The following is a 24,609-nucleotide window of genomic DNA, read 5'->3' on the forward strand; positions in this document are numbered from 1 at the left end:
GAGGGGCGGGCTCGGGCCCGTCCCCCCGGTGGAGGCCGTGTTCCTGCTGGCTAGGCGAGTTTGACCGGGAGTTCCTTGATGCCGTTGATGAAGTTCGAGCGCAGGCGGCGGGCCTCGCCGGTCTGGGTGAGGCGGGGGTAGCGGCGGGCGAGCTGCTCGAAGAGGATGCGGAGCTCCAGCTTGGCGAGGTGGTTGCCGAGGCAGAAGTGGGCGCCGCCGCCGCCGAAGCCGATGTGCGGGTTGGGGTCGCGGCCGATGTCGAACGTCTCGGCGTCGGGGAAGACGGCGGTGTCGCGGTTGGCGGAGGAGTAGAAGACCACGACCTTGTCGTCTTCCTTGATCTGCCGGTCGCCGAGCATCTGGTCGGCGGTGGAGGTGCGGCGGAAGAGGTTGACGGGGGAGACCCAGCGGACGATCTCGTCGGCGGCGGTGCGGGCGAGCGTGGGGTCGGCGACGAGGCGGTTCCACTGGTCGGGGTGGTCGAAGAGGGCGAGCATGCCGCCGGAGGCCGCGTTGCGGGTGGTCTCGTTGCCGGCGACGACGAGGAGGAGGACGAACAGGTCGAACTCGTTCTCGTCGAGGGTCTCGCCGCTGTCGTCCGGCTGGATGAGCTTGGTGACGATGTCGTCCTTGGGGTTGGCGCGGCGCTGGGCGGCGAGCTGGTTGGCGTAGGCGTAGACCTCGGCCGCGGCGGCGGCGCCTTCTTCGGGGGTGTCGGCGTAGTCGGGGTCCTGGGCGCCGATCATGCGGTTGGACCAGCTGAAGAGCTTGTCGCGGTCGGTGACGGGGGCGCCGAGGAGCTCGCAGATGACGTAGAGCGGGAGGGGCGCGGCGACTTCGGTGACGAAGTCGGCTTCGGTGCCGCACTTGTCGAGCAGGTCGTCGCAGATGTCGCGGATGTGCTGTTCGAGGGCGCCGATGGTCCGAGGGGTGAAGCCGCGGTTGACGAGCGAGCGGCGCCGGGTGTGGTCGGGCGGGTCCTGGTTGAGCATCATCAGGCGTTGCAGTGCCCGCTGTTCCTCGGGCATCTCGTTGAACAGGGCCAGCCGCCGCGACGAGGAGAACAGGTCGGAGTGCCGCGACACGTGCACGACGTCCTCGTGGCGGGTGACGGCCCAGAAGCCCGGTTCGCCCTCGTGCCAGTGCACGGGGTCGTGGGCGCGCAGCCAGGCGAACTGCTCGTGGGGCGGTCCTGCGGTGGCGTAGCGGTCCTGGTCGACAAGGTCGATGTGCACCCGGTTCACCCTCTTATCAAGCGCTTGGTACAGGAAAGCCGTACTGAAACGTGTTCTATTACGGCACTGTACGACCGTCAAGGAGCGGGTGCGGCACGGGGAGGCGATGATCCGATGTCTTCCGGAAGACGATGATCCGGTCCTTGACAGTGTCCGAGGGCGGGATCAGCATGACGATACAGACATCCGATGAGTGCGGGGTGGCATGGGCGCGGGAGGCTCGTACCGGATCGTCGGGATGGAGACGCACGACGTGCGCTTCCCCACCTCGCGGGAGCTGGACGGCTCCGACGCCATGAACCCCGACCCTGATTACTCGGCCGCCTACGTGGTGCTGCGGACGGACGACGGGTTCGAGGGGCACGGGTTCGCGTTCACGATCGGGCGCGGCAACGACGTGCAGACGGCGGCGATCGGCGCGCTCAGGCCGTACGTGATCGGCCGGGACGCCGAGGACCTGGGCGCGCTGTACAGGGAGATGGTCTACGACTCGCAGCTTCGCTGGCTGGGGCCGGAGAAGGGCGTCATGCACATGGCGATCTCCGCCGTGGTCAACGCGCTGTGGGACCTGAAGGCCAGGCGGGCGGGCAAGCCGGTGTGGCTGCTGCTGTCGGAGATGCCGCCCGAGGAGATCGTCGCGCTGATCGACTTCCGCTATCTCAGCGACGCCCTGATACCCGGCCAAGCACTCGAAATCCTGAAAAAGGCGGAAAAGGGGAAGGCTGAGCGGATCGCCCGCCTCCGGGCCGACGGCTACCCCGCCTACACCACCTCGCCCGGCTGGCTCGGCTACCCCGACGACAAGCTGCGCCGCCTCTGCCGGGAGGCCCTCGACCAGGGCTTCGGCCAGATCAAGCTCAAGGTCGGCGCCGACCTGGCCGACGACGTGCGCCGGCTCAAGGTGGCCCGCGAGGTGTGCGGCCCGGACTTCCCCATCGCGATCGACGCCAACCAGCGCTGGGACGTCGGGACGGCCATCGACTGGGTGACCGCGCTCAAGCCGTACGCCCCGCACTGGGTCGAGGAGCCGACCAGCCCCGACGACGTGCTCGGCCACGCGGCGATCGCCGAGGGCGTCAGCCCCGTGCCGGTCGCCACCGGCGAGCACGTCCAGAACCGGATCATCTTCAAGCAGCTCCTCCAGGCCGGCGCGATCTCCTACCTGCAGATCGACGCCGCCCGGGTCGGCGGGCTGCCGGAGAACCTCGCGATCCTGCTGCTCGCGGCCAGGTTCGGCGTGCCAGTGTGCCCGCACGCGGGCGGCGTCGGGCTGTGCGAGCTGGTGCAGCACCTGGCCATGTTCGACTACGTGGCCGTCAGCGGCACCCTGGACGGGCGGGTGATCGAGTACGTGGACCACCTGCATGAGCACTTCACCGACCCGGTGGTGATCGAGAACGGCCGCTACCGGGCCCCTGCGGCGCCCGGGTTCAGCGCCGCGATGCACGCCGAGTCGGTCGCCGCCCACACCTACCCGGGCGGCGCGGTCTGGAGGGACGCATGACGCTCAAAGCCGTCGTCACCGGAGGCGGCTCAGGCATCGGCCTGGCCACCGCCACCCTGTTAGCCGGGCGCGGCATGCGCGTCGCCTGTCTCGACCTGGACCCGCCCGGCGAGCCGTTCGTCGGCGTCAAGGCCGACGTGACCGACGACGAGCAGGTACGCCGGGCCGTCGCGGAGGCGGCCGAGCGCCTGGGCGGCATCGACATCCTGGTCAACAACGCGGGCATCGGCGCGCAGGGCACGGTCGAGGACAACGACGACGCCGAGTGGCGGCGGGTGTTCGACGTCAACGTGTTCGGCATGGTCCGGGTGGCTCGGGCGGCGCTGCCGTACCTGCGCCGGTCGGCGCACGCCTCGATCGTCAACACGTGCTCCGTGGCGGCCACCGCCGGGCTGCCCGGCCGCGCCCTCTACAGCGCGACCAAGGGCGCGGTGCAGTCGCTGACCCTCGCCATGGCGGCCGACCACGTCCGCGAGGGCATCCGGGTCAACTGCGTCAATCCGGGCACCGCCGACACGCCGTGGGTCGCCCGGCTGCTCGACGCCGCCGACGACCCCGAGGCGGAACGGGAGGCGCTGCGCGCCAGGCAGCCGATGGGCCGCCTGGTCAGCGCGGAGGAGGTCGCGGCGGCGATCGCGTACCTGGCCGGCCCGGACGCCGGCGCCACCACCGGGACGGCGCTCGCGGTCGACGGCGGCATGCAGGGGCTGCGGCTCCGGCCCGGCGGGCCGGTTGAGGAGCTCAGGTGATCGAGCTGCCGCGGTTCGGGTTCGGCGGCGCGCCCATCGGCAACCTGTACGAGGCGGTGGGTGACGAGCAGGCGCGGGCCACGGTCGAGGCCGCGTGGGACAGCGGCGTGCGCCTGTTCGACACCGCGCCGCACTACGGGCTCGGCCTGTCGGAGCGCCGCCTCGGCGCCGCGCTGGCGGGCCGCACCGGCTACGTGCTGTCGACCAAGGTCGGCCGGCTGCTCGTCCCGTCCGGCCGTGGCGGCGCCGACGACGAGGGCTTCGACGTCCCCGCCGCCTTCGAGCGGCGGTGGGACTTCTCGCGTGACGGCGTGCTGCGCTCCCTGGACGACTCCCTGTCCAGGCTCGGACTCCCGTACGTGGATCTGGCGCTCATCCACGACCCGGACGACCATCTGGAGCAGGCGCTCGACGAGGCGTACCCGGCGCTGGCCGAGCTGCGCGCGCAGGGCGTGGTCAAGGCCGTCGGCGTCGGCATGAACCAGTGGCAGGCGCCGCTGCGGTTCGTCCGGGAGACGGACGTGGACGTGGTGATGCTGGCCGGCCGCTACACGCTGCTCGACCGGTCGGGGTTGCCGCTGCTGGAGGAGTGCGCGGCGCGCGGCACCCGGGTGCTGGCGGCGGGCGTCTTCAACAGCGGCCTGCTGGCGACCCACACCCCGTCGGGCGCCTACGACTACCGGCCCGCCCCGGCCCGGCTGGTCGCCCGCGCCACCCGGCTGGCCCGCGTGTGCGAGGCGCACGGGGTGACGCTGCCGCAGGCGGCGATGGCCTTCCCGCTGCGCCACCCGGCGGTCGCCGCCGTCGTGCTGGGCGCGCGCTCGCCGGAGGAGGTGCGCGCCAACGCCGCCCTGTGGCGGCGCCCGGTGCCGGACGCCCTGTGGGCGGACCTTCAGCGCGCGTAGCCGACGACCCACAGCCCGGGGATCGGCTCGAACTCACTCTTCAGGACGAATCCCAGCTTCTCGTACAGAGTCCGGGCCGGTACGTTGTCTCGCCCGGTCGACACCACGATCCGCCGCTCGCCCGCCCTGGCGATGACCTCGGTGACCAGGGCCCGGCCGATGCCGCGCCGGTGCGCCGCCGGATCGACGACGAGCCGGTCCACGTCCACCTCCTCGTCGCTCTCCGTCCAGGCGATCGCCCCCAGCAGCCGCTCCCCGTCCAGCGCGCCGAGCCAGCGCAGCGGCTGGGCCAGCAGGTCGTCCAGGCTCTCGCGCAGGGGCGGGATGCGGTCGTCGCCGATGAGCTCCGCCTCGACGGCATAGGCGGCACGCTGCACGTCGAAGAGGGCTCTGTCGGGCGATATTTCGGAAATCAGCATCTGGCGAGTATCGCCCATCCGAAAAACCGGTTGGCCCCACCGGGGCGGCCTTGCTAGGTTGCCCGGCATGTCCAGCCCAGAGGCGTCAAGACACTAGCCACCGGTCGTCCGGTGGCCTTTCGCCGTTCCTGTCACGAGTGAGAGCTCCGGATCACCGCTGCCGCATGTCCTGCCGATCTTCCTCTGGGTGCGGAGCCTCTTCATGCCTTTCGTCGTATACCTGCTCGGCCTCGCCGTGTTCGCCATGGGCACGTCCGAGTTCATGCTGTCCGGTCTGGTGCCGGGCATCGCCCAGGAGCTGGGCGTCTCCATTCCCGCCGCCGGTCAGCTGACCACGGCCTTCGCCGTCGGCATGATCGTCGGCGCGCCGCTGATGGCGATCCTCAGCCTGCGCTGGCCCCGGCGGCGGGCGCTGCTGGCGTTCCTCGCGATCTTCACGCTCGTGCACGTGCTCGGCGCGGTCACCACGAGCTTCGACGTGCTGCTGCTCACCCGGGTGGCCGGGGCGCTGGCCAACGCCGGGTTCCTGGCCGTGGCGCTCTCGGCGGCGGCCGGCATGGTCGCGCCCGACGCCAAGGGCCGGGCCACCGCCGTCCTGCTCGGCGGCGTCACCGTCGCCTGCGTCGCGGGGGTGCCCGCCGGGGCGCTGCTCGGCCAGGTGTGGGGGTGGCGCTCGGCGTTCTGGGCGGTGGCCCTGGTGTCGGTCCCCGCCTTCGTGGCGATCCTGCGGGCCGTGCCCGCGACCCGCGCGGACTCGGCCCCCTCGGGGGCGCGCGAGGAACTGCGGGTGCTGCGTGACGGGCGGCTGCGGGTGACGCTGCTGCTCGGCGCGCTGGTCAACGGGGCGACCTTCTGCGCCTACACGTACCTGGCGCCCGTGGTCACCGAGGTCGCCGGGCTGGGGGCGGCCTGGGTGCCGGTCGTGCTGGCGCTGTTCGGCGCCGGGTCGTTCGCGGGCGTGACCGCCGCCGGTCGCCTGGCCGACACGCGGCCCGCGCGGCTGCTGACGGCCGGCGGCGCGTGCCTGCTGGCCGGGTGGGTGGTGTTCGCGCTGGCCGCCGGGAGCCCGGTGGCGGCGGTGGTGCTCGTGCTCACCCAGGGCACGCTCGCCTTCGCCGTCGGCTCGACGCTGATCTCCCAGGTCCTGTACGCGGCGGCGGGCGCGCCGAGGCTGGGCGGCGCGTTCGCCACGGCGGCGTTCAACGTCGGCGCGGCGCTCGGCCCCTGGCTGGGCGGCCTGGCCATCGGTGCGGGCCACGGGTTCCGCTCGCCGCTGTGGGTGAGCGCGCTGCTGGTCGCCCTCGCCTTCGCCGTCCTCATCCGGCGTCAGGAGGGGACGAACACCCAGGCCGCCGACTCGCCGGGCTCGTAGGGGGAGTCCAGGCGCTTGCCGACGACGCCCGGCAGCCCCTGCTCGCGGGCCGCCTGCCGGACCGGGGCCGCCTCACCCGGCCAGGAGGGGGCGGTCTGCCAGCGGGCGCCCGACAGGCCGAGCGCCTCCAGCGCCGCCCGCCGCTCCCGGTACGGGCGATCCACCAGCGCGTGCCCGTCGTCGTACAGCAGGTCGTAGAAGATCAGCACCTCCGCGCCCGCGAGCGTGGTCAGCTCGCCGTCCAGCACCGCCGTGCGGCTGCCGAACGACTCCGCGAGCGGGCGCAGCCACGGGTGCTCCCTGGCCGCGTCCGTGCGCCCGCCCTGGATCGGGACGAGCAGCCGCCGCCCGCCCCAGGCGAACTCGAAGGCGTACGCGGCGGCGTCGCGCGGCGGCGCCTTGCGCCGGACCGGCAGCATCGGCGCCACGTCGGGGAACGGGTCGGTCACGGGCGGGTCCATGCGGTGGATCATCCAGTTCTTGCCGTCCGTCCGGAACAGCACGAACCTGCCCTCCGCCCGCTCCCCGTGCAGGACGATCTTGACCTCCCGCTCCGACCACTTCTCCGTCTCGTACGTGCCCCGGTCCCAGATCGTCATCGTGCCGCCGCCGTACTCGCCCTTGGGGATCTCGCCGTGGAAGGTGAGGTACTCCATCGGGTGGTCCTCGGTGTGGACGGCCAGATGGTTGGTGCCGGGGTCGGGCGGGAGGCCCTTGGGGACGGCCCACGAGACGAGCACGCCGTCGCGTTCCAGGCGCAGGTCCCAGTGCAGGGAGCGGGCGTGGTGCTCCTGGATGACGAACGCGTCACCGTCCTGGGGGCGTGGCGCGTCCTGGGGGACGGGTTCGGGGGTGCGGCTGGCGTCGCGTTTGCTCCGGTATTTGTGAAGTTTGTCGGCCACAAATGGCTCCTACCCGGTTATGGCTCTGCAAGGATGATCTATCCGCATTTCCCCCCATGAGGATGAAGACGTGCAATGAGACGCTGGATCGTCCTGGCGGTCGCCGCACTGGTCGCGCTGGCACCGGACGCCGCCGCCGCGCAGCCCGCGCCGCCGGACCCCGTACAGGCCCTGAAGAGGCAGTTCCGCGCCGAACACGGCGTCACCTTCACCGAGGTGTCCCGCATGACGGGCGACGCATCGGTGACCCGGGTCCGCGCCAAGGGCGGGATCCAGTTCGGTGCGAGCGGGCCCGTCGCCTCGTACATGACGTTCTCCGCCGTTCAGAAGAAGGGCGAGGAGCAGGGCACCGAGGTAGAGCTGATCATGACGCCTGTTCAGCTCTATCTCTCCGCGCCGGATCTGCCCCCGGGCAAGAAGTGGGTCGTGTTCGAGCCCGACAAGGGCACCAAGGTCACCCCGGTGCCCGGCCTGATCCTCAGCAGCCAGACGATCAACCCGCTCGATCCGGCGATCCTGAAGGCGATCCTCAAGGGCGCCAAGGTCAAGAGCGTGCCGGGCGGTCACCTCTATCAGGGGGCCGTGACGTACGGCGACCTCTTCAAGGCGGCCCCGAAGCACTACGCCGCGCAGTTCGGCAGGGACGTCGCCGGCGAGTTCGCCAAGCGGAAGGTCTCCTGGCGGCTCTGGACCGACAAGCAGGGGCTGGTCACCCGCCTGATGAGCAACCGGCTCGGCGGCGGCGCCGACACCCGCTACTCCGGGTGGGGGCAGCGGATGACCATACCCCTGCCGCCGGCCGACGAGGCCATGTCCTGGCGCGAGCTCCTGGACCAGCCCTACGACGAGCCCGGCTTCGATCTCGGCCCGTTCCGTACTTCCAGATGAGGATGAACCCCCCGATGAGACGATGGATCGTTCTGGTGGCCGCCGCGAGTTTCACGCTGGCCCCCACTGCCGCCTCCGCGCAGAGCGCCGCCGCGCCCGACCCGGTGCAGGCGATGAAGAAGCAGTTCCGCGCCGAGCGGGGCGTCGACTTCACCGAGGTCGCGCGCCTGCGTGACGCCGAGCCGCCGACCCGGCGGCAGGGCGGCATCCAGTTCGGCACCCGCGGGCCCGTGGCCGCGTACCTGACCGTGCGCGACGTGAACGCCACCGACCCCGAGGACGAGACGGAGGCCGTGGCCGGCGGCGACGCCCTCTACACGACCTCCGACGTCCCGCTGCCCAAGGACAAGAACTGGGTCGCCTACCGCTACCCGAAGGGCCAGGTCGCGCCCGAGTTCTGGACCACGCAGCAGACGATCGACGTGTTCGACCCGGCGAGCCTCCAGGTCACGCTGAAGGGCGCGAAGGGCAAGGCCGTCTCGGGCGGCTACCACTTCCAGGGTGACGTGACCTACGCCGAGCTGAACAAGGTGGCACGCGACCACTACGCCGTGGACGTGGACGGGGTCAAGTCGAAGGCCAAGGCCAAGTCGAAGATCAAGTGGCAGCTCTGGACCAACTCCTCCGGGGTGATCCAGCGCTTCATGACGACCAACTACTCGCCCAAGGGCGCGTGGCTGAAGAGGGTCGACACCCGCTTCTCCGAGTGGGGCCGCTGGCAGATGATCCCGATGCCGGGCGTCGAGGAGGTCATCGCGTCGAACGAGGTCGGCAAGGTGCCGAGCTTCCCGACCGGCCTGAGCCTCAAGGGCCGGGCCGCCCACTAGCCCGCGGGCCCGGCCACCAGGCCAGGCCCCTAGGGCAGGGCCTTGCGCAGCCAGGATTCGACGCCCGCTATGTGGACCGTGGCCCAGGACCGGGCCACGTCGGCCTGGCGGGCGGCGATGGCCTCGTAGATGGCCGCGTGCTGCTCGCGGGTCCGGTCCAGGGCGCCTTCCTGGGTGAGGCCGCGCCAGATCCGGGCCCTGGTGGTGGGCCCGGACAGGCTCTCGACGAACGAGCACAGCACGCTGTTGCCCGACCCGCGCGCGATGCGGTGGTGGAACTCCAGGTCGTTGGCGACGAGCTCCTCAATGGTCGGATCTGCGGGCAGCGCCTCCAGGATGGTGCGCAGCTCGTCGATCTCCTCGTCGGTCATCAGCTCGGCGGCCAGCGCGGTGGCGGCGGGCTCGAGGATGCGGCGCACCTCGAAGAACTGGATGACGGTGTCGTCGCGGTGCAGGTCGAGCACGAACGACAGGGTGTCGAGCAGCAGCCGGGGCTCCAGGCTGGTCACGTAGGTGCCGTCGCCCTGCCGCACGTCCAGGACGTTGATCAGGGCCAGCGCCCGGACGGCCTCGCGCAGCGAGTTGCGTGACAGTCCGAGGCGCTCGGCCAGGTCGGCCTCCTTGGGCAGCCGGTCGCCGGGGGCCAGCTCGCCGGAGAGGATCATCTGCTTGATCCGGTCGATGGCCGCGTCGGTGACCGCCACGATCTTCCCCCTGGACATCGGATGTCTAGGAGTCTAGGGCCTGGAACCGTACGGCGCCGTCGCCGGGAACGCGGCGGATCGCGCCGCGGGCCTCCAGCGTGCGCAGGTGGGCGGCGGCCTCGCCGGCGGCCAGGCCGCGCAGCATCGGCGGCAGGTCGGACCAGGGCCGGTTCCAGGTCATCATGGCGGCGGTCTCCCAGATGGTCGGCGGCTCGGACCGGTCGCGGAGCTGGGCGTGGAGTCGTTCGAGCTTCTCCTCGTGATGATCGCGGATCTGGGCCGCCCGTGCCGCCACATCCGGAAAAGTCCACTCGTGGGCGGGCAGGGCGTCGAGCGGGCCGAGCTCGCCCACCCGGTGCAGCGAGTCCAGGAAGTCCCCCAGCGGGTCGACGTCGTCCCGGTCGAAGGGGTAGATCCCGATGTGCGGGGTGATGCCGGGCAGGACGTGATCGCCGGTGAACAGCCGGTCGGCGTCCTCCAGGTGCAGGCAGACGTGGCCGGGGGTGTGGCCCGGCGTGTGCACGGCCCGCAGCTTCCGGCCGGGCAGGTCGATCAGGTCGCCGTCGCGCAGTTCCCGGTCCGGCCGCGCGGGCGGCTCGCCCCTGCCGCCGGACGCCGCCGCGACCGCCTCGGGGTCCGCGCCGGCCCGCCGCAGCATCTCGGCCTGGAAGTCCCGGTGCTCGTCGCGGGCCAGCCCGTGCATCATCGCGACCAGCGCCGCGTCGGCCTCGTGCATCGCGATCCAGGCGCCCGACTCCTGCCTGACCTGCCCGGCGAGCCCGGCGTGGTCGGGGTGGAAGTGGGTGACGACCACGCCGCTGACGTCGGCCACGGCCATGCCGGCGGCGGCCAGCCCGTCGCACAGCGCCGCCCAGGCGTCGGGGTGGTTCCAGCCCGCGTCGACGAGCAGGGGGCCGTTGGGCGACTCGACGGCGTACACGAGCGTGTAGCCGAGCGGGTTGCCGGGGATCGGCACGGGCACGCTCCACACCCCGCCGCCGAGGTCCTGGGTGCGCTGTTCGGTGAACGGCCTGCGCCGCGTTCGTGTCATTGGAGTGGCCCCCGTCGTGCGTGCGTGGTCTTCGTCGAGTGTGGGTGCGGGGGCGGGTGGATGGGAATGATTTTTCGGGATCCGTCCTGTCACGTGATCCGCTCAAGGATCGTGGCCGTGGCCAGCGCGCCGCCCGCGCACATCGTGACCAGGGCCGTCGCCGAGTCCGAGCGCTCCAGCTCGTGCAGCGCCGTGGTGATCAGCCGCGCGCCGGTCGCGCCGACCGGGTGGCCGAGCGCGATCGCGCCGCCGTTGACGTTGACGCGGTCGAAGTCCGGCTGGTGCACGCTCGCCCACGACAGCACCACCGACGCGAACGCCTCGTTCACCTCGAACCTGTCGATGTCGCCCACCGACATGCCGGCCGCCGCGAGCGCCTTCGCCGTCGCGTCCACCGGCCCGTCCAGATGGAAGTACGGCTCCGCGCCGACGAGCGCCTGGGCCAGGATCCGCGCCCTCGGGCGCAGCCCGTGCCTGGCCGCGGCCTCCTCGCTCATCACCAGCACGGCGGCGGCCCCGTCGGAGATCTGCGAGGAGGTCCCGGCGGTGTGCAGCGTGCCCTCGCCCTGGACCGGCTTGAGCGCGGCCAGGCCCTCGACGGTGGTCTCGCGCAGCCCCTGGTCGCGGCTGACCTCGCCGACGGGCACGATCTCCCGGGCGAACCGGCCGCCCGCCCAGGCCCGCGCCGCGAGCCGCTGCGACCGCGCGCCGAACCAGTCGAGCCGCTCGCGCGTGAGCCCGCGCCGCCGGGCGATCCGCTCGGCCGCGGTGAACTGGTCGGGCAGGTCGATGCTCCAGTCGTCGGGCCGGGGCTGGGCCGGTAACACGTTGCTGCCGAGCGGCGCCCGGCTCATCACCTCGACGCCGCAGCCCACGCCCACGTCGATCACCCCGGCGCGGGCCATCGCCGCCGCCAGGTGCACGGCCTGCTGCGAGGAGCCGCACTGCGCGTCGACGGTCGTGACGCCCGTCTGGTAGGGCAGCCCGGCGTAGAGCCAGGCGTGCCGCCCGACGTGACCGCCCTGCTCACCGGCCTGCGTCACGCAGCCGGCGAACACCTGCTCGACCGCGGCGGGATCGAGGCGGGAGCGGGCCAGCAGGCCGTTCAGCGCCGTGGCCAGCACCTGCTGCGGTTTGTGGCCGGCCAGCCAGCCGCCGCGCTTGCCGATCGGCGTGCGTACGGCCTCGACGATCACGGGTGTGCCCACAGCCACCTCCAGAACGATGCTCTGGTGGCGACTGTAACCGGTTCTAGTTAGCCGCGAAAGCCCCGGCGGGCAGGCTCTCCGGCAGCTCGAACAGCTCGAACAGCGCCAGGTCGAAGAACATCGCCACATGGCTGATCAGCGGGCCGTCGAAGTCGATCACCAGCAGCGAGAAGCGCCGGTAGCCGTCGCCCTCCCGGAAGTACAGGGCGAACGCCGGCTGGCCGTTGGCCCGCACCGACACCAGCCGCAGATCGCCCGGCGCCTGGGCCGGGCACTGGGTCTCGACGAGCTCGACGATCGCGTCGGGCCCCTGATACCACCCCTCGAAGGGCGGCATCTCCCAGATCGCCTCCTTGGTGAACATGTCGACGATCGTCTTGATGTCGTAGCTCTCGAACGCGGCCACGTAGCGGTCGAGCAGCTCGCTCTGCTCGGGCGTCAGCGGCTGCGGGCGGTCGTCGAGGCTGGGCGCGACCTGCGCGAGCTGGGCGCGGGCGCGCTGCAGGATGCTGTTGACGGCGGTGGTCGTGGTCTCGAGCGCCTCGGCGACCTCGGCCGCGCGCCACTTGAGCACGTCGCGCAGGATCAGCACCGCGCGCTGGCGCGGCGGCAGGTGCTGCAGGGCCGCGACGAGCGCGAGCCGGATGCTCTCGCGCGAGGTGACGATCGCGGCCGGGTCGTCGCCGCCCGCGCCCACCATCCCGTCGGGCACCGGCTCCAGCCACGGCACCTCGCCCCGCTGCACCAGCGGCGCGCTCGGCTCGGTGGCGGGCGCGCCCAGGCCCGTCGGCATCGGGCGGCGGCCCCGGCTGTCGAGCGCGGTCAGGCACTGGGTGGTGGCGATGCGATAGAGCCACGTGCGCAGGGACGAGCGCCCCTCGAACCCGTCGTAGGCCCGCCAGGCACGCAGATAGGTCTCCTGGACGAGATCCTCCGCGTCGTGCACCGACCCCATCATGCGATAGCAGTGCGCGAGCAGCTCCCGGCGCATCGGGTCAGCCTGCCGGAGGAAGTCCTCGTTGGACGGCTTGTCGCTCATACCCCCTGTATAGACGACGCCACCGACAGATCGCCTCTTCTCCGCGAAAGGGCAGGTCAGAGGTCGCTCAGCAGGCGGTCGGAGGCGATCTCGATGCGGCGCTGGATTTGGTCGTAGGTGCGCCGGCCGCGCAGCATCTCCAGCAGCTCCTGGACCCAGATGCTCGACAGGGAGCCGGCCAGGGCGAGCTGCTCCTCCGACGCCCGCGCCGGGTCGAGGCCGCCGGCCGAGACGCGCAGCAGCAGGCCGGTCATGCGGTCGCCGAACGGGGTCTCGACCTCGGCCAGGATCAGCGACCTGATGAGGGCGTCGGCCAGCTCGGGCTCGCGCATGAGGCCGCGGGTGGCGCGCATCAGCACGTCGACGGCGCGGCCGGACGGGGTGGGGGAGCTCGGCGGGCGGCGCTGGATGCTGCTTTCGAGGAGGTCGATCTCCTCGCCGACCACGGCCACGACCAGGTCCATCTTGGACGGGAAGTAGCGGTAGAGGGTGCCGAGGGCGACGCCGGCCCGCTCGGCGACCGTGCGCATCTGCATCGCCTCGACGCCGCCGCGCGAGGCGAGGGCCGCGGCGGCCTGGACGATGCGCTTGCGGCGCTGGTGCTGGCTGCGTGAGCGGGCGCTGTTGCCGCCGGGCGCGGGGTGGTGCTCCGTCGGCCCCTCGGGGTCGGCGGGGGGCGTGGCGACGTCCGCCTGCGGAGTGCGCATGAGAACACGTTATCTGATTTCTCGATAACCCGGCTTGTTACTCGCCAGTCACTAACAAGCCGTATAGATGCATGTCTTTGGCGTTACACGGCTATATCTGGACTTGTCGAAATGGGTGCCCTCTGGACAGATATTAGAATCTGTTCTAGTTTGCCATTCTACCGACCGAGCGCTTGGTGGTGGTGCATGGACTTCAACCTCGACGAGACCCAGCGGGACCTGCGTACCCTCACCGCGGAGCTGCTGGCCAGGGAGGACGGGCAGGACGCGGCCCGGCTGTGGGACGCGCTGCGCGAGGCGGGCCTGACGGCGATCTGCGTGCCCGAGCACGCGGGCGGCGCCGGGCTGGGGCCGGTCGAGATGGCGGTCGTGCTGCGCGAGCTGGGCGCCAGGGCCGCGCCGGGCCCGTTACGCGAGACGCTGGTCAGCACGCTGGCCGTGAGCCGGCACGGCAGCCCCGGGCAGCAGCGCCGCCTGTCCGGCGAGACCCCCGCCTCGGTGGCGATCCGGGAGCCCGGCCGCCCGCTGACCGCGCCGCCCGTGACCATCGCCGAGCGGGCGCCCGCCGACCTGGCCGCGGGCTGGTTCCTGACGGGCAGCAAGTCCGGGGTCACCCATCCCGGCGGCGACGTGCTGGTCACCGCCGACCAGGGGCTGTTCCTGGTCCACGCGCCGCCCGCCGCCCCCGAGTTCACCTCCACCGGCGAGCCCGCCGCCACGATCACGCTGGAACGCTGCCCCGCCGAGCGGGTCGGCGGCCCGGAGGCGGCCGGCGACGTGCGGCGGCTGTTCACCGCGGCGGTCACGGCGCAGGCGAGCGGCGTGCTGGCCGGCGCGCTGGAGCTGACCACCGCCCACATCAGGACCAGGAAGCAGTTCGGCCGCGCGCTCGCCGAGTTCCAGGCCGTCACCATGCAGATCGCCGACGTCTACATCACCGGCCGGGCGCTGGACGTGGCCATGTGGTCGGGCGCCTGGCGGCTGGACGCCGGGCTGCCCGCCGAGGAGGACCTGGCCGTGGCCGCGCTGCACGCCGACGAGGCGGCGCGGGCGCTGTACACCTGCCAGCACCTGCACGGCGGCCTCGGCCTGGACGTCACCTACCCGCTGCACCGCTACTTCGCCCAGGCCAAGCACCTGACGCACCTGCTCGGCGGCGCCGACGCCCAGCTCGACCTGATCGGAGGGCTCGCCTGATGCACATCGACCTGACCCCCGAGCAGCGCCGCCTCCGCGACGAGCTGCGCGAGTACTTCGCCGGCTGCCTCACCCCCGAGGACCGGGCGAAGCTGGCCGAGGACCCGTTCGGCGAGGCGTACCTGGAGCATTGTCGCCGCCTCGGCCGTGACGGCAAGCTGGGCCTCGGCTGGCCGAAGGAGTACGGCGGAGGCGGCCACGGCCCGCTCGAACAGCAGATCTTCGCCAACGAGATCGCCCGCGCCGGAGTCCCGTACCCGATCATCACCCTTCAGACGGTCGGCCCGACGCTCATGCAGTACGGCACGGAGGAGCAGAAGGAGCGGTTCCTGCCGAGCATCCTGGCCGGCGAGTGCCATTTCGCCATCGGCTACAGCGAGCCGGAGGCGGGCACCGACCTGGCCGCGCTGCGCACGACCGCGGTGCTCGACGGCGACCACTACGTCGTCAACGGGCAGAAGATCTTCACCAGCGGCGCGCACCACGCCCAGTACATCTGGCTCGCCGCCCGCACGAACCCGGAGGCCAGGAAGCACAAGGGCATCACCATGATGATCGTCCCGACGGACGACCCGGGCTTCTCCTGGACGCCGATCGTCACGATGGACGGCCGCCACCACACCAACTCCACCTACTACACGGACGTGCGGGTGCCCGTGGACCTGGTGGTGGGCGAGGTGGACAAGGGCTGGGACCTGATCGTCAACCAGCTCAACCACGAGCGCGTCACGCTCGGCCCCGCCGGGAACCTCGGCCAGACCTACGACCGCTTCCTGACCTGGGCCCGCCGCGCGGGGCTGGCGGACGAGCCCGACGTACGGCGCGCGCTCGGCCGGGTGCGCGCCTGGTTCCGCACCAACGAGCTGCTGAACTGGCAGGTCGCGGCCAACATGGACCTGGGCTGGCTGGGCGCCCCCGACGCGTCGGCCACCAAGGTCTACGGCTCGGAGCGCATGCAGGAGGCCGGCCGGCTGCTCGGCGACGTGCTGGCCCGCTACGGCGACCCGGCCGATCCGGAGACGGCCGAGCTGATCGAGCGGACGGACCGGGCGGTCAAGGGCGCCGTGGTGCTGACGTTCGGCGGCGGCGTCAACGAGGTGCAGCGGGAGCTGATCGCGATGCTCGGCCTGAGCCTGCCGAGGCCGCCCCGATGACCGGCGAGGAGCTGCTGGACCTGGCAGCCAAGCAGGCGGCGCTGGGCGAGCTGGCCGGGGCCCCGGCCGACGACCCGGTGAACGTGCCGATGATCCGCCACTGGCTGGCCGCGATGGGCGACCGCAACCCGGTCTACCTGGACCGGGGCCTGGCCCCGCCCGCGATGGCGCAGGTGTGGACGATGACCGCGCCGGCGCCCGGCGACCGCTCGCCGGTGAGCGTCATGATGGGCGCGCTGGACGAGGCCGGTTACACGGGCGTGGTGGCGACCAACTGCGAGCAGACCTACCACCGTTACGTGCGCGTCGGCGAGCTGCTGACCCCCGCCACCCGCTTCACCGGCCTGGCCGGGCCCAAGCGGACCGCGCTCGGCGAGGGGTTCTTCGCGACCTGGGTCGTCACCTGGTACGCCGGCGAGGGAGAGCCGGTGGCCGAGATGCTGTTCCGGGTGCTGAAGTTCCGGCCGCCGGAGAAACGGGCCGAGCCGTACCCGCTGCGGCCCTCGGTGAACCGTGACACCGCGTTCTTCTGGGACGGCGTGCGGCGCGGCGAGCTGCGGGTCCAGAGCTGCGCCGACTGCGGCGAGCTGCGCCACCCGCCGGGCCCGATGTGCCCGCGCTGCCACTCGGTGAACCGCGCCCACGTGGTGGCGCGCGGCGAGGGCGTCGTCTACAGCTACGTGGTCCACCACCATCCGCCGGTGCCGGGCCGCGAGACGCCGTTCGTGGTGGCGGTCGTGGAGCTGCCCGAAGGGGTGCGGATCGTGGGGAACGTGGTCGACTGCCCGCCGGAGTCGGTGGCGGTCGGCATGCCGGTACGGGTCGCGTACCGGCCGATGGACGACGAGCTGGTCCTGCCCGTCTGGACGCCCGGGGAGCCGTGATGCTGACGCGAGATCAGGTCGAGGTGGGCGCGGCGCTGCCCGAGCTGTCGCTCGACCTCACGCCCACGGTGGTCGTCTCCACCGCGCTGGCCACGATGGACTTCACCCCTGTCCATCACGACGTCCAGGTCGCCAGGGGGCAGGGGGCGAAGGACATCTTCCTCAACATCCTGACCACGATGGGGCTGGTCGAGCGGTACGTGACCGACTGGGCCGGGCCGGAGGCCGTGATCAGGCGGATCGACGTGAAGCTCGGCGTGCCCGCCTACGCGGGTGACCGGCTGAGCTTCCGGGGCGGCGTCACCGCGCTCGCGGACGGCGAGGTCACGGTGGGGGTCACGGGCAGGGTCAGCCTCGGCGACCACGCCACCGGGACCGTCACCCTGCTGCTGCCGGAGGTGCGGCCGTGACGCGCCTGGACGCGGCGATCGCGGGCATCGGCGCGACCGAGTTCAGCAAGGACTCGGGCCGTTCGGAGCTGCGGCTGGCGGCCGAGGCGGTGCTCGCGGCGCTGGACGACGCCGGGCTGTCCCCGGCCGAGGTCGACGGCCTGGTCACCTTCACGCAGGACGCCAACCAGGAGATCGCCGTCGCCCGCGAGGTCGGCATCGGCGACCTGAGCTTCTTCTCCCGCGTCGACTACGGCGGCGGCGCGGCCTGCGCGACCGTGGCGCACGCGGCCATGGCCGTCACGACGGGGGCGGCCCGCGCGGTCGTCTGCTACCGGGCCTTCAACGAGCGCTCGGGCCGCCGGTTCGGCCGGCCGGACGCGGGGCTCGCCGGGCAGCAGTCCTCGCAGGGCATGGAGATGAGCTGGCACGTGCCGTACGGGCTGGTGACGCCCGCCGCGTGGGTGGCCATGTTCGCCCGTCGCTACCTGCACGCCTACGGCGCCACGTCCGAGGACCTGGGCCGGGTGGCGGTGGCCATGCGCCGGCACGCGGCGACGAACCCGGCGGCCTGGTTCCACGGCAGGCCCATCACGCTGGCCGACCACCAGGCGTCGCGGTGGATCGCCGAGCCGCTGCGGCTGCTCGACTGCTGCCAGGAGAGCGACGGCGCGGTGGCGCTCGTCGTCACCACCACCGGGCGCGCCCGTGACCTGCGCCGCACCCCGGCCGTCGTCACCGCCGCCGCCCAGGGCTCCGGCGCCGGGCAGATGATGATGACGAGCTACTACCGCGACGACATGACCGGCCTGCCGGAGATGTCGGTGGTCGGCAGGCAGTTGTGGGAGATGTCCGGGCTGACGCCCGCCGACGTCCAGACCGCGATCCTGTACGACCACTTCACCCCGTTCGTCCTGACGCAGCTGGAGGAGCTGGGGTTCTGCGGGCGCGGCGAGGCCGCCGCGTACGTGCGCGACGGCGGCATCGAGCTCGGCGGGCGGCTGCCGGTCAACCCGCACGGGGGGCAGCTCGGCGAGGCGTACATCCACGGCATGAACGGCATCGCCGAGGCCGTGCGCCAGCTCCGCGGCACCGCCGCCAACCAGGTGGACGGCGTGCGGAACGTGCTGGTGACGGCCGGAACGGGGGTGCCGACCAGCGGGCTGATCCTGTCCGGCGTGTCGGATTGATCACCCAGGGTAGTCATGCGGGTATGGTCGGATATTTGCTGGTCCAGCCGGAGTTGAAGATCGACTGGACGAAGATGCCCACGTACAACACGATCATGGCCGTCGCGGCGGGCGTGGGGCTGGTGCTCGTGGTCTGGTTCGGCAGGAAGCTGCTGCGCGGCGACCCGATGGAGCACGTCGACGGGTGGGCGCTGGCGTTCGGCGTGCTCGGCGCGCTGCTGGCGCTCACCGGGCTGCACATGACGCTCACCTGGCCGCTCGCCGGGCAGGGATTCCCGTTCGACAACATCATCTTCGGCGAGCCGTCGCTCGCGTTCGGCGCGATGCTGCTGGCCGCCGCCCTCTACCTGTGGAAGCGCTGGACGCCGTCCCAGGGGGCCGCGGACCGGCGCGAGCACGTGGCGCGGGTGGCGGGGCCGATCTCGCTGTTCGCCTTCGCGATGGGGCTGGCCTGCTTCGGCATCGCCGCCGCCGGGTGGACGTACACGCTGTTCGCCGCGCCGCCGCAGGAGCCGATCTCCGGGGCGTTCGCGGACATGCCGATGCTGGAGGCGACGTTCATCTCCGGGCTGTACGTGCTGGTGGGCATCGGGGCCGTGGTGTTCCCGTTCGCGCTGCGGGCCCGTGGCGGGCCCGCGGCGACGGTGACGGGCGTGTGCTGGCTGGTGGCCGGGGTGGTGTTCGCGCTGTTCGGGGCGCTGAACTACTTCACGCACATCGGGCTGATCGTCAACACCATGTGATCAGGGGCTGACGATCATCGGGACGGAGAAGAACACGATCATCGCGATGACCACGCAGATCAGGAAGCCGGTGAGCTCCCAGGCCCAGTCGTGGTGCCTGCGGCGCTTCTTCCCCTTGGGCCGCCGGACGGCCTTGCCCGATCCGGACGCCCTCCGCGGGGCGGGCGTCCGCCGCGGGGCCGGCGCGGGCCTGGCCTGCGGCTCGCTCACCGAGTCCTGCTCCGGCTCCGTCGTGCTCGCTGAGGGAGCGTCCGGCGCGGCGGGCGGCTCCGGCGGCAGCGGCATCCGGTAGACCGGCTCCTTCGGCTGCGCCCGGGGCGTGAACAGCGGCCCGGCCTCGCGCGGGGCGCGGGCGTCGGTGACGGCGGGCAGGTCCTGGGTCACCGGCTCGTCGTCCAGCACGTCCGCCGGGACCGGCGCGGGCATGACGAACGGCCGCTCCAGCCGCGCCTGCGGCGCGTCCTTGGCGGGTACATCCCTCCCGAGCAGGTCCTTGGCCGGCGCGCCGCCGATGGGGCGGCGGGCCTCGAAGGCGGCGAACGGGGTGGACAGGCCGGACGGGGCGGGCGGGGCCGCCTCGAAGGCGCGGAAGGTCGTCGGCCGCCCGGTGCGCTCGGGCGAGGGCGCCAGCGGGTCACGCAGCCTGGGCATCGGCGCCGTGGTGGCCTCGTGGTCGGGCATCCGCGACGGCGGCGGCGGCGCGAGCAGCTCGGCGGGGAAGATCCCCGTGGTGCTCGCCGGGTCGGCGGCGCCCAGCGGCAGGGGCCAGGTCGGCGGCACGGGCCAGCGCGGCTTGACGAACATCGGCGCGGGCTCGGCCGTACGGGATCCCGCGAAGTGGACGCGCAGCGCCGCCGGCGGCGTCGGCCACGGCAGGCGGCCGAGCACGTCGCGCAGCGGCGCGACGGCGAGCGCGCCGTAGACGTCGGCGACCGGCTTGGACACGCGCCCGCCGGCGCCGCCCAGCGCCAGCCCGAGCGCCTGCGTGAACCGGTGCGCCACGCTGACCGCCAGCTCCTCGGCGGTGTCCGGCGCCACGTCGAGCACCCAGGCGAGCTCCTCCCGGTTGAGCCCGCACACCTGGACCAGCACGAGCACCTCGCGCTGCGCCGGACGCAGCTCGCGCAGCGCCCGCTCGACCAGCGCCGAGGCCGGGTCGATCAGCGGGTCGACGACGGGCGGCGCGTAGACGACGTCACGCCGGAAGACCTCGCGCCGGGCGTAGGCGTACAGGGCGGCACGCGGGGGCGGCTGCGACGGCACGGCGGCGAGCACGGTCGCCACGACGTCTGCCGCGGAGCCAGGGTCGCCGAGCTGGTCCGCGCAGTACGCGAACAGCCCGGCGGCGTGACGGTCGTAGAGCTCTGCGATCAGCTCGGCGCGTGAGTGCTGACCGGTGAGCGGGTGTGTCACGTGACCGGATCCTCTTACTGGGAAAAGCGGACGCTGCGGGTGAGGGTGCGGCGTCTGTGCATGTGGAGGCAATCATGCCAACTCCACCCAGGCCGGCGCACTACCAGATCACGAATTCGTACGGAATCGCAGGTCAGTGAACCGCTTAACCTCCTCCCGATGGGACAGACCACGTTCAATCGCCGTAGGGTGGTTGCCGTTAGATCATGCGGCGGTCGTGGCAGGGGGGCTGCGGCCCTGCCACGAAGCGGAAGGTCGCGCGTGATCACATTCGACGCTGTCACCAAACGCTACCCAGACGGAACGGTAGCCGTGGACCGCCTCAGCCTTGAGGCGCCCACGGGCGAGATCACCGTGTTCGTCGGCCCGTCGGGCTGCGGGAAGACGACGTCACTGCGGATGATCAACAGGATGATCGACGCCACCGAAGGGCGCATCCTGCTCGACGGGGAGCCGGTCCAGGACATCGACCCGCCGACGCTGCGGCGCGGCATCGGGTACGTGATCCAGCAGGCCGGGCTGTTCCCGCATCGCAAGATCTTGGACAACGTCGCCACCGTGCCCTACCTGCTCGGCTGGGACCGCAGGAAGGCCCGCGACAGGGCCATGGAGCTGCTGGAGCGCGTCGGGCTCGACCCGGGGCTGGCCGGCCGCTACCCCTTCCAGCTCTCCGGCGGCCAGCAGCAGCGGGTGGGCGTGGCCAGGGCGCTGGCCGCCGATCCGCCGGTGCTGCTGATGGACGAGCCGTTCAGCGCCGTCGACCCGGTGGTCCGCACCAGCCTCCAGGACGAGCTGCTGCGGCTGCAGTCGGAGCTGAACAAGACGATCGTGTTCGTCACCCATGACATCGACGAGGCCATCAAGCTCGGCGACCAGGTCGCGGTGCTGCGGGTGGGCGGGAAGCTGGCGCAGCTCGCCCCTCCGAAGACGCTGCTGTCGGAGCCGGCCGACGACTTCGTCCGCGAGTTCCTGGGCCGCGACCGGGGCATCCGGCGGCTGCAGTTCGTCTCCACCGAGGGGCTGCGGCTGCGCACCGATCTGCCCGCCCCCGAGGGCGCCGGCACGTTCGTGTTCGGCACCGACTCGCTGCGCACCGCGCTCGACGCGGCGCTGCTGTCGCCGTCGGGCACCGCGGTGGCCGTGGACGAGCGGGGCGAGGTGGTCGGCGTGGCCACGAGGGAGGCGCTGGACGAGGCGCTGGCGGAGGCCGCCCATGGGTGACGGCCCGCCCTCACTCTGGGAGTGGATCGCGCGCAACTGGGACACCGGGCGGGTCGGCAGCATCAGGGACCTGCTCGGCGACCACCTGCTCATGTCGCTGGTGCCGATCGTGCTGGGGCTCGCGCTGGCCCTGCCGCTGGGGCTGGCCAGCGTCCGCTGGCGGTGGCTCTACCAGCCGACGGCCGGCCTCTTCAACGTGATCTACGCGCTGCCGTCGCTGCCGCTGTTCATGCTGCTGATCTCGGTGACCGGGCTGTCACCGATCACCGTCATCGTCCCGCTGACCTTCTACGCCATGGCCGTGCTCATCCCGGCCGTGGTCGACGGCATCGGATCGGTGCCTCCGCACGTGCGCCAGTCGGCGGTGGCCATGGGCTTCACGCCGCTGCGCCGGCTGGTGCAGGTCGAGCTGCCCATCGCCGCGCCCGTGGTGATCGCCGGGCTGCGGGTCGTCGCGGTCTCCAGCATCAGCCTGGTGAGCGTGGGCGCGCTGATCGGCGAGGGCGGTCTCGGCATGCTGTTCACCCGGGCCTACCAGAACCCGTTCCTGCCTCCGGTCGTCGTCGGCATCGTGCTCATCGTGGCGCTGGCGCTCATCGCCGACGGGCTGCTGCTCCTGGCCCAGCGGCTGCTCACCCCGTGGGTGCGGGCTAGGGGGGCGTCGTGAACTGGCTGATCGACTTCTTCGGCGACCCCGCCCGGTGGACGGGCCTCGACGGCATCCCCGTACGGCTGCTGGAACACCTGGAGTTCTCGGCCCTGGCGCTCGCGCTGGCGATGCTGATCGCGGTGCCGATCGGGCTGCTCATCGGCCACACCGGCCGGGGCGGGGTGCTCGTGGTCGTCTCGGCCAACCTGGCCAGGGCGCTGCCGACGCTCGGCCTGCTGGTGCTGTTCGTGCTGCTGCTCGGCACCGCGTCGATCTGGCCGGTGATCATCCCGCTGGTGCTGCTGGCCGTGCCGCCGATCCTGGTCAACACGTTCGAGGGCATCAGGGGAGTGGACCCCGAGCTGCGCGACGCGGCGTACGGGATGGGGCTGCGCGGCGGCCAGGTGCTCGGGCGGGTGCTGGTGCCGGTCGCGCTGCCGCTCATCCTGCTCGGGCTCAGGCTCTCGGCGATCCAGGTGGTCGCCACCACGACCGTCGCCGCCTACACGGGGCTGGGCGGTCTGGGCAGGTTCGTGATCGACGGGTTCGCGACGAAGGATTACGCGAGCGTCGTCGGGGGTTCAGTGTTGATTGTGCTGTTCGCGCTCGTGGTGCAGATCGCGTTCACCCTCGCGCAGAGGGTGACGGTCTCCCCGGGGGTGAGCCAACGACTGAAGACACGTTGATTTTTCGTACTACCTCCCGCAAGAAGGGGACATTTTAATGAGACGCATGTTCAGCACCGCGGCGGTCGTCCTGTCCGCGGCGCTCACCTTGACGGCCTGCGGTGGTGGCGGCGGCGGGGGCAACCCGCTCGACACCACGAGCGCGGCGCCCACGGGCTCCGCCACCGGCGGCGGCGGGGGGACCGTCGTGATCGGCTCCTTCGACTTCGACGAGAGCGTGCTGCTCGGCTCCATCTATGCCCAGGCGCTGGAGGCCAAGGGCGTGACGGTCGAGGAGAAGCCCCGCATCGGCAGCCGCGAGGTCGTCTACGACCAGGTCAAGAGCGGCGGCCTGACGCTGGTGCCCGAGTACAACGGAAACCTGCTGGCCTTCATCGACCAGCAGAACAAGGCCGCGACCACCGAAGAGGTCAACGCCGCGCTGAAGGAGAAGCTCCCCGCCGAGCTCGAAGTGCTCGAATCCTCCCCGGCCGAGGACAAGGACACGCTGTCGATCAGCAAGGACACCCAGTCCAAGCAGTCCATCAACACGATGGAAGACCTGGCCAAGGTGTCGAAGGACATGATCGTGGGCGGTCCGCCGGAGTTCAAGAAGCGCTGGGAGGCCCCCTTCAAGGAGGTCTACGGCATCGAGTTCAAGCAGTGGAAGCCCACCGGCCCGGCCACGGCCGACGCCATCAAGGACGGCTCCATCCAGGTCGGCAACGTGTTCTCCACCGACCCGAAGATCACCGCCAACAACCTGGTGCCCCTCCAGGACACCAAGAACATCTTCCCCGCCCAGAACGTGACCCCGCTCCTGAACAAGGCCGGAGCCACCGACACGGTGCGCACCACCCTCAACGCGATCTCCGCCAAGCTGACGACCGACTCGCTGCTGGACATGATGCAGAAGATCGCCGTCAACAAGGACGAGCCCGCCACGGTGGCCAAGGAATGGCTGAGCGCGAACGGCCTCGGCTGACCCGCCCGGCGGGGGCCTCTCCCCTGAGGCCCTCGCCGTGAGCGAGTTCACCGAGGCCATGGCCCAGCTCGCCGGCGGCGTCGCGGTCGTCACCGTCCGCGACGGCCGCGACGACCTGGGCGTGACGATCTCGGCGCTGCTGTCGGTCTCCCTGGCGCCGCCGCTCGTCCTGATCAGCCTGTCCAGCGGCGGCTACCTCAGCGAGGTGCTGTGCCGCCAGGACCGCTGGGCGTGCTCCCTGCTCTCCTCCGGCCAGGCCGCCATGGCCAGCCGCTTCGCCGCCCCCGGCCGGCCCAGCGCCCGCCACCTCGTCGCCGGCGCGCCCCACCACCGCGGACCGCACTCGGACGCCCTGGTGCTGGAGGACGGCGTCGCCGCCCTGGAGGCCGAGACCGTCCAAGTGGTGCCGGCGGGTGACCACACGCTCTTCATCGCCCAGGTCCTCGCCGTCTCGTACGTCACCCCGTCCCTGCACCCACTGGTCCGGCTCCGAGGGCGATACCGGGCCCTGGGCTGATCTTCCAGGTCCGGTTGCCCGTGGGTTCGACGCCGGATGCCTTGCCGCTCTTTGGCCACGGCTGCGGAACCCGCTCTGACGAGCGGCGCACG

The 24,609-nt window shown here is 72.2% G+C and carries 26 protein-coding genes; 17 read left to right on the top strand and 9 right to left on the bottom strand.

The window, feature by feature from the left end; all coding sequences use genetic code 11:
* Positions 1-50 precede the first annotated feature (50 nt).
* Positions 51-1,235: a cytochrome P450 gene (locus ACWDXC_RS05225; RefSeq protein ID WP_449978258.1), complete on the bottom strand. Its 1,185-nt coding sequence runs from the start codon at positions 1,233-1,235 to the stop codon at positions 51-53.
* 205 nt (positions 1,236-1,440) lie between these two features.
* On the opposite strand from ACWDXC_RS05225, the gene ACWDXC_RS05230 reads away from it, so the two are divergent.
* The 3 genes from ACWDXC_RS05230 to ACWDXC_RS05240 are packed head-to-tail and all read left to right on the top strand — an operon-like array spanning position 1,441 to position 4,393.
* Complete coding sequence (locus tag ACWDXC_RS05230; RefSeq protein WP_449978261.1) at positions 1,441-2,739, top strand: L-fuconate dehydratase; 1,299 nt, start codon at positions 1,441-1,443, stop codon at positions 2,737-2,739.
* The gene (locus tag ACWDXC_RS05235) at positions 2,736-3,488 is read left to right on the top strand and encodes an SDR family NAD(P)-dependent oxidoreductase (protein WP_449978264.1); all 753 of its coding nucleotides are present in this window, start codon (positions 2,736-2,738) and stop codon (positions 3,486-3,488) included. Before ACWDXC_RS05230 ends, ACWDXC_RS05235 begins: the two co-directional genes overlap by 4 nt.
* Positions 3,485-4,393 carry an aldo/keto reductase gene (locus tag ACWDXC_RS05240; RefSeq protein WP_449978266.1) on the top strand — a complete coding sequence of 303 codons (909 nt, stop codon included), beginning with the start codon at positions 3,485-3,487 and terminating at the stop codon, positions 4,391-4,393. The genes ACWDXC_RS05235 and ACWDXC_RS05240 overlap by 4 nt, the downstream gene beginning before the upstream one ends.
* Here ACWDXC_RS05240 and ACWDXC_RS05245 read toward each other — a convergent pair.
* Positions 4,381-4,812, bottom strand: a complete 432-nt coding sequence (locus ACWDXC_RS05245) for a GNAT family N-acetyltransferase (protein ID WP_219500947.1) — start codon at positions 4,810-4,812, stop codon at positions 4,381-4,383. The two genes, ACWDXC_RS05240 and ACWDXC_RS05245, sit on opposite strands and share 13 nt — an antisense overlap.
* Before the next feature lie 202 nt (positions 4,813-5,014).
* On the opposite strand from ACWDXC_RS05245, the gene ACWDXC_RS05250 reads away from it, so the two are divergent.
* Positions 5,015-6,184, top strand: a complete 1,170-nt coding sequence (locus ACWDXC_RS05250; protein ID WP_449978269.1) for a Cmx/CmrA family chloramphenicol efflux MFS transporter — start codon at positions 5,015-5,017, stop codon at positions 6,182-6,184.
* Here the strand turns inward: ACWDXC_RS05250 and ACWDXC_RS05255 are convergent.
* Positions 6,139-7,086 (bottom strand): DNA polymerase ligase N-terminal domain-containing protein, encoded by a 948-nt coding sequence (locus tag ACWDXC_RS05255; RefSeq protein ID WP_449978272.1) that lies wholly within the window; start codon positions 7,084-7,086, stop codon positions 6,139-6,141. The two genes, ACWDXC_RS05250 and ACWDXC_RS05255, sit on opposite strands and share 46 nt — an antisense overlap.
* Positions 7,087-7,161: 75 nt before the next feature.
* On the opposite strand from ACWDXC_RS05255, the gene ACWDXC_RS05260 reads away from it, so the two are divergent.
* Together ACWDXC_RS05260 and ACWDXC_RS05265 are read left to right on the top strand one after the other, a co-directional pair.
* Positions 7,162-7,974 carry a hypothetical protein gene (locus tag ACWDXC_RS05260; RefSeq protein ID WP_449978275.1) on the top strand — a complete coding sequence of 271 codons (813 nt, stop codon included), beginning with the start codon at positions 7,162-7,164 and terminating at the stop codon, positions 7,972-7,974.
* Between the two features lie 14 nt (positions 7,975-7,988).
* Positions 7,989-8,801, top strand: a complete 813-nt coding sequence (locus ACWDXC_RS05265; RefSeq protein WP_449978278.1) for a hypothetical protein — start codon at positions 7,989-7,991, stop codon at positions 8,799-8,801.
* A 29-nt stretch (positions 8,802-8,830) separates the two neighbouring features.
* On the opposite strand, the gene ACWDXC_RS05270 is transcribed toward ACWDXC_RS05265, so the two are convergent.
* The 5 genes from ACWDXC_RS05270 to ACWDXC_RS05290 all read right to left on the bottom strand — a co-directional run bounded on the left by ACWDXC_RS05270 (position 8,831) and on the right by ACWDXC_RS05290 (position 13,510).
* A complete protein-coding gene (locus ACWDXC_RS05270) occupies positions 8,831-9,523 on the bottom strand; it encodes a FadR/GntR family transcriptional regulator (protein WP_449978280.1) in 693 nt (230 codons plus the stop codon).
* Between the two features lie 7 nt (positions 9,524-9,530).
* Positions 9,531-10,556, bottom strand: coding sequence for an MBL fold metallo-hydrolase (locus tag ACWDXC_RS05275; RefSeq protein WP_364175866.1), 1,026 nt, complete (start codon positions 10,554-10,556; stop codon positions 9,531-9,533).
* Between the two features lie 89 nt (positions 10,557-10,645).
* Positions 10,646-11,764, bottom strand: a complete 1,119-nt coding sequence (locus tag ACWDXC_RS05280; protein ID WP_449979785.1) for a steroid 3-ketoacyl-CoA thiolase — start codon at positions 11,762-11,764, stop codon at positions 10,646-10,648.
* Positions 11,765-11,807: 43 nt separating this feature from the next.
* A complete protein-coding gene (locus tag ACWDXC_RS05285; protein WP_449978284.1) occupies positions 11,808-12,803 on the bottom strand; it encodes a sigma-70 family RNA polymerase sigma factor in 996 nt (331 codons plus the stop codon).
* A gap of 56 nt (positions 12,804-12,859) precedes the next feature.
* The gene (locus tag ACWDXC_RS05290) at positions 12,860-13,510 is read right to left on the bottom strand and encodes a TetR family transcriptional regulator (RefSeq protein WP_219500968.1); all 651 of its coding nucleotides are present in this window, start codon (positions 13,508-13,510) and stop codon (positions 12,860-12,862) included.
* Between the two features lie 186 nt (positions 13,511-13,696).
* Between ACWDXC_RS05290 and ACWDXC_RS05295 the strand changes: the two genes are divergently transcribed.
* Genes ACWDXC_RS05295 through ACWDXC_RS05320 form a run of 6 tightly spaced genes read left to right on the top strand, consistent with a single transcriptional unit; the run spans position 13,697 to position 19,067 of the window.
* Entirely contained in the window at positions 13,697-14,707 is a 1,011-nt protein-coding gene (locus ACWDXC_RS05295; RefSeq protein WP_449978286.1) for an acyl-CoA dehydrogenase family protein, read from the top strand.
* On the top strand, positions 14,707-15,861 hold the full coding sequence (locus ACWDXC_RS05300; protein WP_449978289.1) for an acyl-CoA dehydrogenase family protein: 1,155 nt from the start codon (positions 14,707-14,709) through the stop codon (positions 15,859-15,861). The genes ACWDXC_RS05295 and ACWDXC_RS05300 overlap by 1 nt, the downstream gene beginning before the upstream one ends.
* Positions 15,858-16,745 carry a bifunctional MaoC family dehydratase N-terminal/OB-fold nucleic acid binding domain-containing protein gene (locus ACWDXC_RS05305; protein ID WP_449978293.1) on the top strand — a complete coding sequence of 296 codons (888 nt, stop codon included), beginning with the start codon at positions 15,858-15,860 and terminating at the stop codon, positions 16,743-16,745. The genes ACWDXC_RS05300 and ACWDXC_RS05305 overlap by 4 nt, the downstream gene beginning before the upstream one ends.
* The gene (locus ACWDXC_RS05310) at positions 16,745-17,155 is read left to right on the top strand and encodes a MaoC/PaaZ C-terminal domain-containing protein (RefSeq protein ID WP_219500976.1); all 411 of its coding nucleotides are present in this window, start codon (positions 16,745-16,747) and stop codon (positions 17,153-17,155) included. The genes ACWDXC_RS05305 and ACWDXC_RS05310 overlap by 1 nt, the downstream gene beginning before the upstream one ends.
* A gap of 5 nt (positions 17,156-17,160) precedes the next feature.
* Positions 17,161-18,324, top strand: coding sequence for a lipid-transfer protein (locus ACWDXC_RS05315; protein WP_449979787.1), 1,164 nt, complete (start codon positions 17,161-17,163; stop codon positions 18,322-18,324).
* Positions 18,325-18,347: 23 nt separating this feature from the next.
* Positions 18,348-19,067, top strand: a complete 720-nt coding sequence (locus tag ACWDXC_RS05320) for a DUF981 family protein (protein WP_449978296.1) — start codon at positions 18,348-18,350, stop codon at positions 19,065-19,067.
* Here ACWDXC_RS05320 and ACWDXC_RS05325 read toward each other — a convergent pair whose 3' ends face one another.
* On the bottom strand, positions 19,068-20,480 hold the full coding sequence (locus ACWDXC_RS05325) for a hypothetical protein (protein ID WP_449978298.1): 1,413 nt from the start codon (positions 20,478-20,480) through the stop codon (positions 19,068-19,070). It abuts the gene before it with no gap.
* A 261-nt stretch (positions 20,481-20,741) separates the two neighbouring features.
* Here ACWDXC_RS05325 and ACWDXC_RS05330 point away from each other — a divergent pair, with 261 nt between their 5' ends.
* The 5 genes from ACWDXC_RS05330 to ACWDXC_RS05350 are packed head-to-tail and all read left to right on the top strand — an operon-like array spanning position 20,742 to position 24,517.
* Positions 20,742-21,701 carry an ABC transporter ATP-binding protein gene (locus ACWDXC_RS05330; RefSeq protein ID WP_364175887.1) on the top strand — a complete coding sequence of 320 codons (960 nt, stop codon included), beginning with the start codon at positions 20,742-20,744 and terminating at the stop codon, positions 21,699-21,701.
* Positions 21,694-22,368 carry an ABC transporter permease gene (locus tag ACWDXC_RS05335; protein WP_364175890.1) on the top strand — a complete coding sequence of 225 codons (675 nt, stop codon included), beginning with the start codon at positions 21,694-21,696 and terminating at the stop codon, positions 22,366-22,368. The genes ACWDXC_RS05330 and ACWDXC_RS05335 overlap by 8 nt, the downstream gene beginning before the upstream one ends.
* Positions 22,365-23,036 carry an ABC transporter permease gene (locus ACWDXC_RS05340; RefSeq protein ID WP_364175893.1) on the top strand — a complete coding sequence of 224 codons (672 nt, stop codon included), beginning with the start codon at positions 22,365-22,367 and terminating at the stop codon, positions 23,034-23,036. Before ACWDXC_RS05335 ends, ACWDXC_RS05340 begins: the two co-directional genes overlap by 4 nt.
* 46 nt (positions 23,037-23,082) lie before the next feature.
* Complete coding sequence (locus tag ACWDXC_RS05345; RefSeq protein ID WP_449978302.1) at positions 23,083-24,000, top strand: ABC transporter substrate-binding protein; 918 nt, start codon at positions 23,083-23,085, stop codon at positions 23,998-24,000.
* Positions 24,001-24,037: 37 nt separating this feature from the next.
* Entirely contained in the window at positions 24,038-24,517 is a 480-nt protein-coding gene (locus ACWDXC_RS05350; RefSeq protein ID WP_375071632.1) for a flavin reductase family protein, read from the top strand.
* Positions 24,518-24,609 lie beyond the last annotated feature (92 nt).

Source organism: Nonomuraea sp. NPDC003214 (assembly GCF_053590035.1).

What these genes read in the sequence shown, in the direction of transcription:
- ACWDXC_RS05345 (WP_449978302.1), top strand. Translation starts at nt 23,083, where the DNA reads ATGTTCAGCACCGCGGCGGTCGTCCTGTCCGCGGCGCTCACCTTGACG.
- ACWDXC_RS05335 (WP_364175890.1), top strand. Translation starts at nt 21,694, where the DNA reads ATGGGTGACGGCCCGCCCTCACTCTGGGAGTGGATCGCGCGCAACTGG.
- ACWDXC_RS05300 (WP_449978289.1), top strand. Translation starts at nt 14,707, where the DNA reads ATGCACATCGACCTGACCCCCGAGCAGCGCCGCCTCCGCGACGAGCTG.
- ACWDXC_RS05230 (WP_449978261.1), top strand. Translation starts at nt 1,441, where the DNA reads ATGGGCGCGGGAGGCTCGTACCGGATCGTCGGGATGGAGACGCACGAC.
- ACWDXC_RS05285 (WP_449978284.1), bottom strand. Translation starts at nt 12,803, where the DNA reads ATGAGCGACAAGCCGTCCAACGAGGACTTCCTCCGGCAGGCTGACCCG.
- ACWDXC_RS05295 (WP_449978286.1), top strand. Translation starts at nt 13,697, where the DNA reads ATGGACTTCAACCTCGACGAGACCCAGCGGGACCTGCGTACCCTCACC.
- ACWDXC_RS05245 (WP_219500947.1), bottom strand. Translation starts at nt 4,812, where the DNA reads ATGCTGATTTCCGAAATATCGCCCGACAGAGCCCTCTTCGACGTGCAG.
- ACWDXC_RS05250 (WP_449978269.1), top strand. Translation starts at nt 5,015, where the DNA reads ATGCCTTTCGTCGTATACCTGCTCGGCCTCGCCGTGTTCGCCATGGGC.
- ACWDXC_RS05305 (WP_449978293.1), top strand. Translation starts at nt 15,858, where the DNA reads ATGACCGGCGAGGAGCTGCTGGACCTGGCAGCCAAGCAGGCGGCGCTG.
- ACWDXC_RS05275 (WP_364175866.1), bottom strand. Translation starts at nt 10,556, where the DNA reads ATGACACGAACGCGGCGCAGGCCGTTCACCGAACAGCGCACCCAGGAC.
- ACWDXC_RS05320 (WP_449978296.1), top strand. Translation starts at nt 18,348, where the DNA reads ATGGTCGGATATTTGCTGGTCCAGCCGGAGTTGAAGATCGACTGGACG.
- ACWDXC_RS05270 (WP_449978280.1), bottom strand. Translation starts at nt 9,523, where the DNA reads ATGTCCAGGGGGAAGATCGTGGCGGTCACCGACGCGGCCATCGACCGG.
- ACWDXC_RS05310 (WP_219500976.1), top strand. Translation starts at nt 16,745, where the DNA reads ATGCTGACGCGAGATCAGGTCGAGGTGGGCGCGGCGCTGCCCGAGCTG.
- ACWDXC_RS05235 (WP_449978264.1), top strand. Translation starts at nt 2,736, where the DNA reads ATGACGCTCAAAGCCGTCGTCACCGGAGGCGGCTCAGGCATCGGCCTG.
- ACWDXC_RS05265 (WP_449978278.1), top strand. Translation starts at nt 7,989, where the DNA reads ATGAGACGATGGATCGTTCTGGTGGCCGCCGCGAGTTTCACGCTGGCC.
- ACWDXC_RS05260 (WP_449978275.1), top strand. Translation starts at nt 7,162, where the DNA reads ATGAGACGCTGGATCGTCCTGGCGGTCGCCGCACTGGTCGCGCTGGCA.
- ACWDXC_RS05290 (WP_219500968.1), bottom strand. Translation starts at nt 13,510, where the DNA reads ATGCGCACTCCGCAGGCGGACGTCGCCACGCCCCCCGCCGACCCCGAG.